Below are 12,896 nucleotides of genomic sequence, written 5' to 3'. Positions count from 1 at the left end.
TTTAATTTATGTTACCATGCGCAAAAACCCGCACGTTTGCAAACCCGTTTTCTTTTAAGTAAAGGGCTTGCAATTTGCTCATTACGCCTCGCTCACAATAAAGTACATAATTCTTGCTTTGATCTAAATCGCCAAATTGCGAAGACAATTTATAGAAAGGCAAATGCTTCACTTCATGACCGGCTAATTCAAAAGGGCGCTCATCATGTTCTTCGGGACTACGAATATCTAAAATTACGTCATTGGCCGACAGCACGGAAACGGTATCCACTTTAACCACATCCTTTTCCGTTTGTTCCGCAATTTGACGAATATCTAAATATTGCGCATTTTGTACCGCACTTTCTAGTACATCAAAATTAAAATTCAGCTCTTCTTTTTCAATTTTTTCTTTGATCGCTTTAACGGTCGGATTTTTCGAAATTACCCCGCAGAATTCCGGCATTGATTTTGCAATATCATCGGTGCCAATCTGTTTTGCCATGGCAATAATGGCCTCTTTGTCATGGGTAATTAACGGACGCAACACCAACGCGCTTGCCGCTTCGTCAATTAAACGTAAGTTTGTTAAGGTTTGGCTTGAAACCTGCCCTAACGCTTCTCCGGTTACAATCGCCTGAATACCGAAACGTTCCGCCACTTTACTGGCCGCACGAACCATCATACGTTTCAGCACCACCCCCATTTGCCCGTTATCAATTTTTTCTAAAATCTCACCGACCACATTTTCAAAATTAATCGCCACGAAACGTACTTTATGGGAACCGCTATAACGGTTCCAAATGTGATAGGCCATTTGTTTCACGCCGATTTCATGAGCGGCACCGCCAAGATTAAAAAAGCAATAATGTACTCGCGAACCGCGACGGATAAACATATAACTTGATACGCCCGAATCAAAACCGCCGGAAATAAGCGATAACACGTCTTCCTGAGTACCGATCGGATAACCACCAATCCCTTCGTGGCGAGCTTTAATCAACATCATGTGATCGTTTTCAATATCAATACGTACCGTTACATCGGGATTACTCAGTTTTACCTTGGCGGTTTCGATGGCTTGATTCAAGCCTCCCCCCACATATCGTTCCACGTCTAACGAACTGAATTCGTGTTTACCTTTACGTTTCACCCGAACGCAGAAAGTCTTGTTTTCAAGCGATGCGCCCACGTCTGCAAGGGTTTGTTCGAAAATATCGTGCATATCGGTAAACGGCTTTTCGTCCACTTCCAAAAAATGATGAATGCCCGGAATACGTCCTAATACATCAATCAGAATCGCCCGATTTTCCTCATTTTTTGACCGCACTTCGATATAATCCCAATGCTTAACCACAGCGACGCCGTCATCATATTTATTTAATACGTTACGAATATTACCCGTTAAAATTTTCACGAAACGTTTACGCACGCTTTCGCTTTTAATCATGATTTCAGGGAAAAGTTTAATTACAAATTTCATAGTTATCTTTGTCGTTTAATCGGTTTATTTAAAAAAGTGCGTTATTGTAGCAGACTTTTCCGTAAATCTCTAAGTAAGCAGAGCTATTCCCGTTGATTTCCGGCGAATAAATCGATGATTTTTATAAAAATCCGTCGGTTATGATTAGGGTCTGTTCATCTTGCTTCATATAAAATTCTAAAGAATTGATTTTAAGGATTTTATTTTTTAACATCGCCTTAAAAATACAGTACAATACGGCATTCGACGTTTCATCAGAAGGAGAGGAATATGGCTCGCAAGCCAAAAGAAAGTTCAACGGTAGATTTTGAGACTACATTAAATCAGCTGGAAACCATCGTTACTCGCTTGGAAGCCGGCGATTTACCTCTTGAAGAAGCGCTAAAAGAATTTGAAAACGGAATAAAATTAGCTAAATTAGGGCAAGAACGCCTGCAACAAGCGGAACAACGGATTCAGATTTTATTGCAAAAAAGCGATACCGCAGAATTAACGGATTATCAACCTACTGATGAATAAGTGATGAGACTTATGTATCAATTTTCAAATGATTTACAACAAGCGCAACAACGCATTAACCGATTTCTAGAAGCTCAATTCGATGAAATAAATACCCGTCCCTCGCCGCTGGCCGATGCAATGAAATACGGATTATTATTAGGCGGCAAACGCATTCGTCCGTTTTTGGTTTATGCCACCGGCCGTATGTTGGGCGCGGATACGGCACAACTGGATTATGCCGCCGCCGCTATCGAAGCTATTCATGCTTATTCCTTAATTCATGACGATTTACCGGCGATGGATAATGACAGTTTACGCCGCGGACAGCCGACCTGCCATATTGCCTTTGATCATGCCACCGCTATTTTAGCCGGTGACGCGCTACAGGCTTTTGCTTTCGAAATTCTGACAAAATCCACCGCACTTTCCGCCGAACAAAAACTCCGTTTAATTCAGGTTTTAAGTCATAATTCCGGTGTCTTCGGTATGTGCCTGGGGCAAAGCCTTGATCTTATTTCTGAACATAAACAGATTTCACTGAGCGAACTGGAACAAATTCATCGCAACAAAACAGGCGCTTTACTTTCCGCCGCGTTAAAAATGGGCTTTATTTGTTCGTCGCATTTTGCCGACAACGCATTGGAAGCCAAACTGGATCGCTATGCCGCCGCTATCGGTCTGGCATTTCAGGTTCAGGACGATATTTTAGACATCGAGGGCGATCTGGCGGCAATCGGTAAGAATGTCGGCTCGGATTTAGAGTCGGATAAAAGCACTTATCCTAAATTACTGGGTTTAGCCGGTGCAAAACAAAAAGCACGAGAACTTTATGTTGCGGCGGTCGGTGAATTAGAACATTTACCTTTTGATACAACGGCACTTCGTGCTTTAGCCGAATTTATTATTAATCGAAAAAATTAATTATTGTGGGACTGACTAACAACCATGCAAAACTATCCACTTCTCTCCCTAATTAATTCGCCTGAGGATTTACGCCTTTTAAACAAAGATCAACTTCCTCAAGTATGCAATGAATTACGTGAATATTTATTAGAAAGCGTTAGTCGAACAAGCGGGCATTTAGCTTCGGGCTTAGGCACCGTAGAATTGACCGTTGCGCTGCATTATATTTTTAAAACGCCTTTTGACCAATTAATTTGGGATGTCGGTCACCAGGCCTATCCGCATAAAATTTTAACCGGTCGTCGCGAACGCATGACCACAATCCGTCAAAAAGACGGCATTCATCCTTTCCCTTGGCGTGAAGAAAGCGAATTCGACGTATTAAGTGTCGGACATTCCTCCACCTCAATCAGCGCAGGACTAGGCATCGCTATCGCCGCAGAAAAGGAAAACGCCGGGCGTAAAATCATTTGTGTAATCGGGGACGGTGCGATCACAGCCGGAATGGCATTTGAAGCTATGAATCATGCGGGTGCATTACATACCGATATGCTCGTTATCTTAAACGATAATGAAATGTCTATTTCCGAAAATGTAGGCGGTTTGAATAATCACCTTGCCCGAATTTTTTCCGGTTCCATTTATTCTTCTTTACGCGACAGCAGTAAAAAAATTCTTGATACCATGCCGCCGATTAAGAATTTTATGAAGAAAACCGAGGAACACATGAAAGGCGTAATTTCGCCGATCAGCACGCTTTTTGAAGAGCTGGGTTTTAACTATATCGGACCTATTGACGGACATAATATCGAAGAATTAATCGCTACTTTAAGCAATATGAAAACCTTAAAAGGTCCGCAATTTCTACATATCCGCACCAAAAAAGGCAAAGGCTACACACCGGCGGAACAAGATCCTATCGGTTTCCACGGTGTACCTAAGTTTGACTATCATACCGGGCAGTTACCGAAATCTACCGCTACGCCCACTTATTCGCAAATTTTCGGCGAATGGTTATGTGAGACTGCCGAGCAAGACGAAAAACTTATCGGTATAACGCCGGCAATGCGTGAAGGTTCCGGCATGGTTGAGTTTTCCAATCGTTTCCCGGATCAGTATTTTGATGTGGCAATCGCCGAACAGCATGCGGTAACTTTAGCAGCCGGTTTAGCCATTGGCGGTTATAAACCTGTTGTGGCGATTTACTCCACTTTTCTGCAACGCGCCTATGACCAAGTAATTCATGATGTGGCAATTCAAAACTTGCCGGTTTTATTTGCTATCGACCGCGCAGGTATTGTAGGAGCCGATGGTCCAACCCACCAAGGTGCCTTTGATTTAAGCTTCTTACGTTGCATTCCAAATCTGATTATTATGGCGCCGAGCAATGAGAACGAATGCCGCCTCATGCTGCACACAGGTTATTGTTGCGGAAAACCTGCGGCAGTACGTTATCCTCGCGGTAATGCTATCGGTGTAGAATTAGAACCGTTACGAAAATTGGAAATCGGTAAATCGAACTTAGTGCGCCAAGGGCAAGATATTGCCATTCTCAACTTCGGTACTCTGCTTCCAAACGCATTGGATGTTGCCGAAAAATTAAATGCCACTGTGGTCGATATGCGTTTTGTTAAACCATTGGATCATGAGCGTATCAATGAACTGGCGAAAACGCATCGTACTTTAGTAACTTTGGAAGAAAATACCATCCAAGGCGGCGCAGGTAGCGCGGTATCGGAAGTGGTTAATATTCAGCAACATCATGTAAATATATTGCATTTGGGCTTGCCAGACGAATTCGTTGCGCAAGGTACGCAACAAGAAGTATTGAAAGAATTAAAATTAGATGCGACGGGTATCGAAGAACAAATCAAAAATTTTTTAAGAATTGCTTAATTTTTGATAAATTTTTGAACTTTTGTCAATTAGACCAGTCATAGTAAGTGCTAGTGCGCTGCATTGCAGTCGTCTTTTTTAATCTTTCTTATATTTTTTAAGAATCCGCCGCTATCTATTTGGATAGCGGTTTTTTTATGCTCTTTTTGTTAATGCTTGTTCTAATCATTATTTGCGACTATATTAATCAAAAAATAATTTCATGAGAAAAATCATTATGTATTTCATTGATAATAAAGAGATTACGGATGCCGGTATTAATATTGCGCTGGAAACCTATTTAGTTGAAAATCGTTTGGTGAATGAGCCTATTTTGCTCTTTTATATCAATTCTCCCTCAATCATTATTGGTCGCAACCAAAATACCATCGCAGAAGTTAACCAACCTTATTTAGATGAAAAAAACATCCGCGTAGTGCGTCGCATGTCCGGCGGCGGTGCGGTTTATCATGATTTGGGCAATCTTAGTTTTTGCTTTATCAAAGATGATGACGGTTCTATAGGTGATTTCGCCGGTTTTACTCGGCCGGTAATTGAAGCGCTCCATCAGCTAGGCGCCAAAAACGCAAAATTAGAAGGACGAAACGATTTACTGATTGACGGCAAGAAATTCTCCGGCAACGCAATGTATGCTAAAGGAGGACGAATGACAGCCCACGGTACTATTTTGTTCGACTCGGATTTAGAAGAAGTTAGCAAAGCCTTAAAATCCCGCAAGGAAAAAATTGAATCAAAAGGCATTCGATCTATTCGCAAACGGGTGACGAATATTAAACCTTATCTTTCACTAGAATATCAACATTTAACTACTCGGCAATTTCGGGATATTTTACTGCTGAAAATATTCAATGTAACCTCTCGGGAACAGGTGCCCGAATATCGTCTCACCGAAGAAGACTGGCAAAAGGTTTACGCACTTCGCGAGCAGCGCTTTGCCAACTGGGACTGGAATTACGGACGCTCCCCGCAATTCACTCTTGAGTATTACCATAAATTTCCCGCAGGATTAGTGGAATACAAACTCAATGTTGAGCAAGGAAAAATTCAAAATATCCGCATTTTCGGTGATTTTTTCGGGTTGGCCGAAATTGCCGAATTAGAAAAGGCGCTTATAGGCATAAAATATGAAAAACAGGCTATTTCGCAAATTTTCAATCATTTTAATATTAAGCAATATTTCGGCAACATCGAACCTGAAGCCTTAACGGAATTACTGGTTAACGGCATATATGAAGAATAAAAGTGCGGTCAATTTTTGGAAAAATTTTTATGCGTCAACAAATAAATAAATGGAAATATCACTTTAATTGGATAAAGCATTATATTTCGCCTTCATTAGTCGTTATAATCACGGTTTTTTCCGCTTATCTTGTTTATCAGCAAAATTATCTGATGAAAGAAAGTAAACGCCCTTTCCTGGCTTTCACGCCCAAAATTATAGTATTGCCAAATAATCCTCAGATGATAGAAGCGAAAATTGTCGTTGGAAATTACGGCGAAGGTTCGGCAATTATTGATGAATTTAAAGTTCAAATAAACGGACAAACATATCAATCGAATTATTCGTCTAAATGGCGAGAAATTTTATCTCACAATCAGATTTCTCATAGCTGTCCGCTTTCCGAAGGATGGTTAATTAAAAATGCCGTTCTAAAAGCGGGTGACGAAGAGGATAACTTCCTCAGATTGCTTTATCCAATGGCTGAAGTACCAAATGGAAAAGAGCCGTGTATTACGCCATTTATTGATTTAATAAAAGCAGGTAAGCTTACATTATCAGTTAAATATCATTCTATTTATAATATTTCTTATTCACAGGAAAACATTATCGAATATGATTTTTCTGCACTTCAAGAGCAATTTAAATCACCGTAAAACAAAAAAGGACACCAAACGGTGCCCTAATATCTATGCTTCAAAAAATTAAAGCGCAGATTTTGCTTTTTCAACTAAAGCGGCAAATGCAACTTTGTCGAATACTGCGATGTCAGCAAGAATCTTACGATCGATTTCAACAGAGGCTTTTTTCAAGCCGTTGATGAATTTGCTGTAAGATAAGCCGTTTTGACGTGCCGCAGCGTTGATACGAGCAATCCATAATTGACGGAATTGACGTTTACGTTGACGACGGTCACGGTAAGCATATTGACCTGCTTTAATTACAGCTTGGAACGCAACACGATAAACACGTGAACGAGCACCATAATAACCTTTAGCAGCCTTAAGAACTTTCTTATGGCGTGCTCTTGCAATAACACCACGTTTTACACGAGCCATTATTTAATCTCCTAATTGTCTATTTGATTTCGGACGCAATATACTGCATCCCTACTAAAAATTCACTAAAGTACGTTTAACTTACTTAACGGCTTATACGTATGGTAAGCACGCTACTACTAATACTTGGTCTGCTTTCGCTACCATTGATTTGTGACGTAAGTGACGTTTACGTTTAGTTGTTTTCTTAGTCAAAATATGACGTAAGTGAGATTGTTTACGTTTGAAACCGCCGGAAGCCGTTTTTTTGAAACGCTTCGCAGCACCACGTACTGTTTTAATTTTAGGCATTGTTAAAAAAACTCCGCATTGTTTTGTTTGATACACAATAATCAGGCGAAAAATACCGCCATTTCTGACCGCACTTTTACTTGGAAAGCACTAATTATCTCTGATTGAGCGTTACCGCCCATAAGCCTTTTACGGCAAAAAGCAAATCAGGCTGCGAAATGTGCCTGTAGATTGCTTTTGTTTCTCTTTAATAAAAGAGAAAACGGACGGATTCTATAGGATCCGCCCGTTTTATGCAAGAATAAAATTATTTTTTCTTCGGTGCAATAACCATTACCGCCTGACGACCTTCCAACTTACCCGGTGCAGACTCAACCATTGCAATTTCAGCCGTATCTTGTTTTACACGATCTAATACGTCTAACCCGATATCTTGGTGTGCCATTTCGCGTCCACGGAAACGAACTGTAATTTTAACCTTATCACCGTCTTCCAAGAAACGTACAATGTTACGAAGCTTAACTTGATAGTCGCCCTCATCAGTCCCCGGACGGAATTTAATTTCCTTCACTTGTACGACTTTTTGTTTTTTCTTTTGTTCTTTTGCCGCTTTCTCTTTTTCGTAAATAAACTTACCGTAGTTCATAATACGACAAACCGGCGGTTCGGCATTCGGACTGATTTCCACTAAGTCTAACTCAACTTCTTCAGCACGGCTCAATGCCTCTTGAATTGATACGATACCAACTTGCTCGCCGTTTTCATCAGTTAAGCGAACTTCTTTTACGCCACGGATTTCATCATTAAGACGATGTGCACGATTTGTTTGAACGCGTTTTACAGGTTTAATAGTCTTATTCCTTCTTGTTTTTTTTGTTAATTAACATCCACTGCAATGCAATGGATTAAAATTCTCTTTCTCCCTAGGAACTTAGGAAGTCAAACGTAAGAATTCTAAAAGATATTCAAAAATTATGCAATAGCCACATTACCAAATTCATTACCGCTTTAGGAAAGCAATAAAAAAACGCCCAAACCTGAATGATTTGGGCGTTTCTAATATTATCATTTAAGTGAGAAGACTACTCTTCACCAAGTAATTTCAATTCTCTTGATCTTACCTGATTTTTCAGAATTTCTACAAATTCCTCTACGCTGTAAGTGCCTAAATCCGCACCTCTACGGGTACGTACCGAGACTTTACCCTCACTGATTTCTTTGTCACCGCAAACCAGCATATAAGGTACGCGGCGTAAAGTATGTTCGCGAACTTTGAAGCCTACTTTTTCGTTACGTAAATCCGATTTCACGCGTAAACCGGCATCGGATAAGGTTTTTGTAACTTTTTGTACGTATTCCGCCTGGCTGTCGGTGATATTCATCACTACCGCCTGCACCGGCGCCAGCCAGCTTGGGAAGAAACCGGCGTATTCTTCGGTAATGATACCGATGAAGCGTTCAATCGAACCTAAAATTGCGCGGTGAATCATTACCGGTGTACGGCGGTCGTTATCTTCCGCTACGTAAGAGGCGTTTAAGCGACCCGGTAAGGCGAAGTCTAACTGTACCGTACCGCATTGCCATTCGCGGTCTAAACAGTCGCGCAATGCAAACTCGATTTTCGGACCGTAGAACGCACCTTCGCCTTCCTGAATTTCATATTGCAAACCGTTGTGGGCCAATGCGTTGGCTAAGCCCTGTTCCGCACGGTCCCACATCGCATCGTCACCGATACGGTTTTCCGGACGGGTAGAAAGTTTCACCGCAATATTAGTGAAGCCAAAAGTACTATAAATATCGTAAACCATGCGGATACATGAAGTCACTTCACTTTCGATTTGGTCTTCGGTACAGAAAATATGGGCGTCATCCTGAGTAAAACCGCGTACACGCATTAAACCGTGCAGAGAACCGGACGGTTCGTTACGGTGGCAGGAACCGAATTCCGCCATACGAATCGGTAAATCACGGTATGATTTTAAGCCCTGATTAAAAATTTGTACGTGGCCCGGACAGTTCATCGGTTTAATGGCGTATTCGCGGTTTTCAGATTGCGTGGTGAACATCAAATCGCCGTAATTTTGCCAGTGACCGGTTTTTTCCCAAAGCACGCGGTCCATCATAAACGGACCTTTAACTTCCTGATAATCGTATTCTTTTAATTTGGTGCGCACAAAGGTTTCCAATTCACGGAAAATCGTCCAGCCGTCATTGTGCCAGAACACCATACCCGGCGCTTCTTCCTGCATATGGTAAAGATCTAGAGCCTTACCGATTTTGCGATGGTCGCGTTTTGCCGCTTCTTCCAAACGGGTTAAATATTCGTTTAATTGTTTTTTATCCGCCCAAGCGGTACCGTAAATGCGTTGCAACATTTTGTTTTTGCTGTCGCCGCGCCAGTACGCGCCTGCCACTTTTTGCAGTTTAAAATGATGGCAGAAACGCATATTTGGTACGTGCGGACCGCGACACATATCAATATATTCTTCATGATGATACAACGCCGGGTGATCGTCTTTCGCAATATTTTCGTCTAAAATCGCCATTTTGTACGGCTCGCCGCGTTTTTCAAAAGTATCGCGAGCTTCCTGCCAGCTTACTCGTCGTTTCACTACGTCGTAATTCGTTTTCGCCAGTTCCAGCATGCGTTTTTCCAAGGCATCTAAATCTTCCTGGCTTAATGAGTGCTCTAAATCCACGTCATAATAAAAACCGTTATCGATAGTCGGACCGATAGCCATTTTCACATCGGGGAAAAGTTGTTTAATCGCGTGACCAAGCAAGTGCGCGCAGGAATGGCGGATAATTTCCAGACCGTCTTCGTCTTTTGCAGTGATGATTTCAAGTGTGCTGTCTTCAGTAATCATATCGCAGGCATCACGGCGTTCGCCGTTGACACGGCCGGCAATAGTGGCTTTGGCCAGGCCTGCACCGATTGATTGAGCGACTTCCAGAACGGATACGGGATTATCGAATTGACGTTGTGAACCGTCGGGTAAAGTAATAATTGGCATGTTAAATCCTTATACAGTGGTCATCCATACGAAAGATGACTTGTGCTTATGAATAAATAAAAAAGGTGCGAAAATGCACCGCACTTTTGCTTTGTACCTACCATGTACAGTAAAAGTGCGGTTATTTTAGCACGATTTTTTGAAAGTTGTAATGTGAGAGTCCGTTGCTAACCGGCAACTAATTAAACTGCATTCCCGTAAAAAAGATCAATCTTGCTCATTTTCGCCATACAATCCACATAATTTTTAACGCGGGTTGGAAAAATCACGCCTTTCACACAAGTTAAATTACGCAGCATCGGGAATAAGATAATATCTTCAACAGAAAGCTGCTCACCGTTTACTTTATCCTGCGCCAGAATCAAATTGTCCAATAAAGTTAAATCCCGGTTTAATTTGTCAAGATATTGCGGGGTATTTGCCAGATTTTCTGCAAAATCACCGATACTTTTGGTCTTCTTTTGAATAAAATAATTCAATGCGCTTTGCGTGTTATATTCCGCCAAACCCAGTTTAACAAAGCGCGGCAATAACAAATGATTATAGTAGCTACCGATTTGTTTCAATTGCACTTCCAATTCGGGGCGGATTTGTTCCGTCAGCAATTTATCGCCAAAATTTTCATCTACATATTTTACGATATCCAGACTTTCCGGCATCGCCGTGCCGTCATCTTTCACTAAAATAGGAACCACTTTTTTACCGACTAACGAGGTTGGCGTTGCTTCGTCATCATTTGATAAAACTTCCTGCTCAAAAGGTAAATTCTTAAGCCCGAATATCATTCTCGCACGCACACAAAACGGGCAATGTTCATATACATATAGCTTCATAACGTTCTCCTGACTGATAATTTGATTGTTATAGAGTTATATCATTTTTGTTTTTTATTTCAACAACTTTAAATTCTTTGACCTATATCACAGATTCTTTGCCTGTTTATCTCTATTATGAAGATAATCTTAAATGTCGTTAAATTTAGGGGGCAAGTATGTGGAAATCAGTTTCTCAAGTCTTAGCAGACCAATTTGGTGCCTATTACAACATCAAAGATAAAGAAAAAATTCATAGCGGTGAAGTGCATGAAGCCTGGTTGATTAATGACGGCATTCAGCCTGTTTTCGTTAAATTGGATGAAAAATCTTATCGTTCAATGTTTCGAGCAGAAGCGGATCAACTCCAATTGCTTGCACGTACGAATACCATTCCCGTACCACAAGTCTACGGCGTAGGTTGTTCGCAAAACCACAGTTTTCTGCTTCTGGAAGCCTTGCCGCTGGAGCCGATCACCGCTGAAACTATGGGGGAATTTGGTGTCAAACTTGCCCAACTTCACGCTCAACACGGCTCTGAAAAATTCGGTTTGGATTTCGATACTTGGCTAGGTCCGGTTTATCAACCTAACGAATGGAAACTCAATTGGGCAACCTTTTTTGCCGAACAGCGTATCGGCTGGCAACTACAGATTTGTAAAGAAAAAGGTATTGAGTTAGGCGATATTCAGTCCATTATTGACATGGCCGCCGGCAAATTGGTGAAACATAAACCGAAACCGTCTTTGTTACATGGTAACTTATGGATTGAAAACTGTGGTTTGGTAAAAGGTAAAGTTACCACCTACGACCCTGCCTGCTATTGGGGAGACCGTGAATGCGATCTTGCCTTTACCGAACTGTTTGAGCCGTTCCCTCAAGAATTTTACGATAATTATAACCGTACTTATCCGTTAGATAAGGGTTATCAGCAACGTAAACCGCTCTATCAACTCTATTATCTGATTAATTTCAGCCATAGATTTAAAGGGCATTACATCACATTAACGCAAAAATTATTAAATTATTTGATGTCTGAGGAAGAATAATGACCATTAAAGCGATCATTTTTGATATGGACGGAGTGTTAATTGACTCCGAGCCTGTATGGAAACAAGCGGGAATTGATATATTTAACGCCGAAGGCATTCCCGTCACCTATGATGATATGCTTGCTTTAACGGGAATTCCTTCATTAGGTATCGTCAAAGCCGTTTATGAAAAATATCAGCGTTCGCCGGTGCCGGTAGCGGAAATGGCGCAACGCTTAAATGATCATGCAATCAGTTTGATTTTAGCGCAAAAGCCGCTTATTGACGGAGTGCAGGAAACTTTACAAAAATTGACCGCACTTGGTTATAAGCTCGCCGTTGCTTCCGCTTCGCCAAGAATATTATTAGAAGAAATCACACAAAGTTGCGGCATCGATCAATATTTTAGCTATCTGTCTTCCGCAACAGAATTAAGCCACAACAAACCGCATCCCGCCGTTTGGTTGCATGCGGCGGAAATGCTGGGTGTCGAAGCGACAGAATGTATCGGCATTGAAGATTCGGTAGTCGGCATGGTTTCTGTCAAAGCCGCATCGATGAAATGCATTGTTGTTCCCGGCGTGCTTGGTTCGGATGACCCTCGTTGGGCACTTGCCGATATAAAATTAGCTACTCTACGGGAAATTGATGAAACCGTAATCGGCAAGCTGGATTCTATCTAATACTGAAAAATTAAGGGAAGATCATTATCTTCCCTTAATTCGTTGAACTTTAGTAAAATTCCCGTTTTTTTCTCCGCACTTTTAGT

At 41.3% G+C, this 12,896-nt stretch carries 13 protein-coding genes; 7 read left to right on the top strand and 6 right to left on the bottom strand.

Annotated features, from left to right (window positions below; genetic code table 11):
- Position 1: 1 nt before the first annotated feature.
- Positions 2 to 1,462 (bottom strand): tRNA uracil 4-sulfurtransferase ThiI, encoded by a 1,461-nt coding sequence (gene thiI, locus MS_RS04915; protein ID WP_011200237.1) that lies wholly within the window; start codon positions 1,460 to 1,462, stop codon positions 2 to 4.
- Between the two features lie 270 nt (positions 1,463 to 1,732).
- Here thiI and xseB point away from each other — a divergent pair, with 270 nt between their 5' ends.
- From xseB to MS_RS04890, 5 genes are all read left to right on the top strand, one after another.
- Positions 1,733 to 1,981 (top strand): exodeoxyribonuclease VII small subunit, encoded by a 249-nt coding sequence (gene xseB, locus MS_RS04910; protein WP_011200236.1) that lies wholly within the window; start codon positions 1,733 to 1,735, stop codon positions 1,979 to 1,981.
- Positions 1,982 to 1,993: 12 nt separating this feature from the next.
- The gene (gene ispA / locus MS_RS04905; RefSeq protein ID WP_041639716.1) at positions 1,994 to 2,884 is read left to right on the top strand and encodes a (2E,6E)-farnesyl diphosphate synthase; all 891 of its coding nucleotides are present in this window, start codon (positions 1,994 to 1,996) and stop codon (positions 2,882 to 2,884) included.
- Between the two features lie 24 nt (positions 2,885 to 2,908).
- Positions 2,909 to 4,762 carry a 1-deoxy-D-xylulose-5-phosphate synthase gene (gene dxs / locus MS_RS04900; RefSeq protein WP_011200234.1) on the top strand — a complete coding sequence of 618 codons (1,854 nt, stop codon included), beginning with the start codon at positions 2,909 to 2,911 and terminating at the stop codon, positions 4,760 to 4,762.
- Positions 4,763 to 4,979: 217 nt separating this feature from the next.
- Entirely contained in the window at positions 4,980 to 6,002 is a 1,023-nt protein-coding gene (locus MS_RS04895; RefSeq protein ID WP_041639715.1) for a lipoate--protein ligase, read from the top strand.
- 29 nt (positions 6,003 to 6,031) lie between these two features.
- Complete coding sequence (locus tag MS_RS04890; protein WP_041639714.1) at positions 6,032 to 6,637, top strand: hypothetical protein; 606 nt, start codon at positions 6,032 to 6,034, stop codon at positions 6,635 to 6,637.
- 48 nt (positions 6,638 to 6,685) lie between these two features.
- On the opposite strand, the gene rplT is transcribed toward MS_RS04890, so the two are convergent.
- The 5 genes from rplT to grxB all read right to left on the bottom strand — a co-directional run bounded on the left by rplT (position 6,686) and on the right by grxB (position 11,117).
- Complete coding sequence (rplT, locus tag MS_RS04885) at positions 6,686 to 7,039, bottom strand: 50S ribosomal protein L20 (RefSeq protein ID WP_005596075.1); 354 nt, start codon at positions 7,037 to 7,039, stop codon at positions 6,686 to 6,688.
- 93 nt (positions 7,040 to 7,132) lie between these two features.
- A complete protein-coding gene (rpmI, locus tag MS_RS04880) occupies positions 7,133 to 7,330 on the bottom strand; it encodes a 50S ribosomal protein L35 (protein ID WP_011200231.1) in 198 nt (65 codons plus the stop codon).
- A gap of 247 nt (positions 7,331 to 7,577) precedes the next feature.
- Positions 7,578 to 8,120 (bottom strand): translation initiation factor IF-3, encoded by a 543-nt coding sequence (gene infC / locus MS_RS04875; RefSeq protein WP_083754309.1) that lies wholly within the window; start codon positions 8,118 to 8,120, stop codon positions 7,578 to 7,580.
- Positions 8,121 to 8,352: 232 nt separating this feature from the next.
- The gene (gene thrS, locus MS_RS04870; RefSeq protein ID WP_011200229.1) at positions 8,353 to 10,284 is read right to left on the bottom strand and encodes a threonine--tRNA ligase; all 1,932 of its coding nucleotides are present in this window, start codon (positions 10,282 to 10,284) and stop codon (positions 8,353 to 8,355) included.
- Between the two features lie 182 nt (positions 10,285 to 10,466).
- Positions 10,467 to 11,117, bottom strand: a complete 651-nt coding sequence (grxB, locus tag MS_RS04865; protein WP_011200228.1) for a glutaredoxin 2 — start codon at positions 11,115 to 11,117, stop codon at positions 10,467 to 10,469.
- Positions 11,118 to 11,275: 158 nt separating this feature from the next.
- Here grxB and MS_RS04860 point away from each other — a divergent pair, with 158 nt between their 5' ends.
- A complete protein-coding gene (locus MS_RS04860; RefSeq protein ID WP_011200227.1) occupies positions 11,276 to 12,145 on the top strand; it encodes a fructosamine kinase family protein in 870 nt (289 codons plus the stop codon).
- Entirely contained in the window at positions 12,145 to 12,810 is a 666-nt protein-coding gene (hxpB, locus tag MS_RS04855) for a hexitol phosphatase HxpB (RefSeq protein ID WP_011200226.1), read from the top strand. Before MS_RS04860 ends, hxpB begins: the two co-directional genes overlap by 1 nt.
- The last annotated feature ends 86 nt before the right edge of the window (positions 12,811 to 12,896 follow it).

The organism is [Mannheimia] succiniciproducens MBEL55E (assembly GCF_000007745.1).
In the GTDB taxonomy this organism is placed as follows: Bacteria; Pseudomonadota; Gammaproteobacteria; order Enterobacterales; family Pasteurellaceae; genus Basfia; species Basfia succiniciproducens.
The sequence above is the reverse complement of the archived record's forward strand: the minus strand, read 5'-3'. Positions and strand labels throughout refer to the sequence as shown.

What these genes read in the sequence shown, in the direction of transcription:
- MS_RS04895 (WP_041639715.1), top strand. Translation starts at nt 4,980, where the DNA reads ATGTATTTCATTGATAATAAAGAGATTACGGATGCCGGTATTAATATT.
- MS_RS04860 (WP_011200227.1), top strand. Translation starts at nt 11,276, where the DNA reads ATGTGGAAATCAGTTTCTCAAGTCTTAGCAGACCAATTTGGTGCCTAT.
- thiI (WP_011200237.1), bottom strand. Translation starts at nt 1,462, where the DNA reads ATGAAATTTGTAATTAAACTTTTCCCTGAAATCATGATTAAAAGCGAA.
- hxpB (WP_011200226.1), top strand. Translation starts at nt 12,145, where the DNA reads ATGACCATTAAAGCGATCATTTTTGATATGGACGGAGTGTTAATTGAC.
- MS_RS04890 (WP_041639714.1), top strand. Translation starts at nt 6,032, where the DNA reads ATGCGTCAACAAATAAATAAATGGAAATATCACTTTAATTGGATAAAG.
- rpmI (WP_011200231.1), bottom strand. Translation starts at nt 7,330, where the DNA reads ATGCCTAAAATTAAAACAGTACGTGGTGCTGCGAAGCGTTTCAAAAAA.
- dxs (WP_011200234.1), top strand. Translation starts at nt 2,909, where the DNA reads ATGCAAAACTATCCACTTCTCTCCCTAATTAATTCGCCTGAGGATTTA.
- ispA (WP_041639716.1), top strand. Translation starts at nt 1,994, where the DNA reads ATGTATCAATTTTCAAATGATTTACAACAAGCGCAACAACGCATTAAC.
- grxB (WP_011200228.1), bottom strand. Translation starts at nt 11,117, where the DNA reads ATGAAGCTATATGTATATGAACATTGCCCGTTTTGTGTGCGTGCGAGA.
- rplT (WP_005596075.1), bottom strand. Translation starts at nt 7,039, where the DNA reads ATGGCTCGTGTAAAACGTGGTGTTATTGCAAGAGCACGCCATAAGAAA.
- thrS (WP_011200229.1), bottom strand. Translation starts at nt 10,284, where the DNA reads ATGCCAATTATTACTTTACCCGACGGTTCACAACGTCAATTCGATAAT.
- xseB (WP_011200236.1), top strand. Translation starts at nt 1,733, where the DNA reads ATGGCTCGCAAGCCAAAAGAAAGTTCAACGGTAGATTTTGAGACTACA.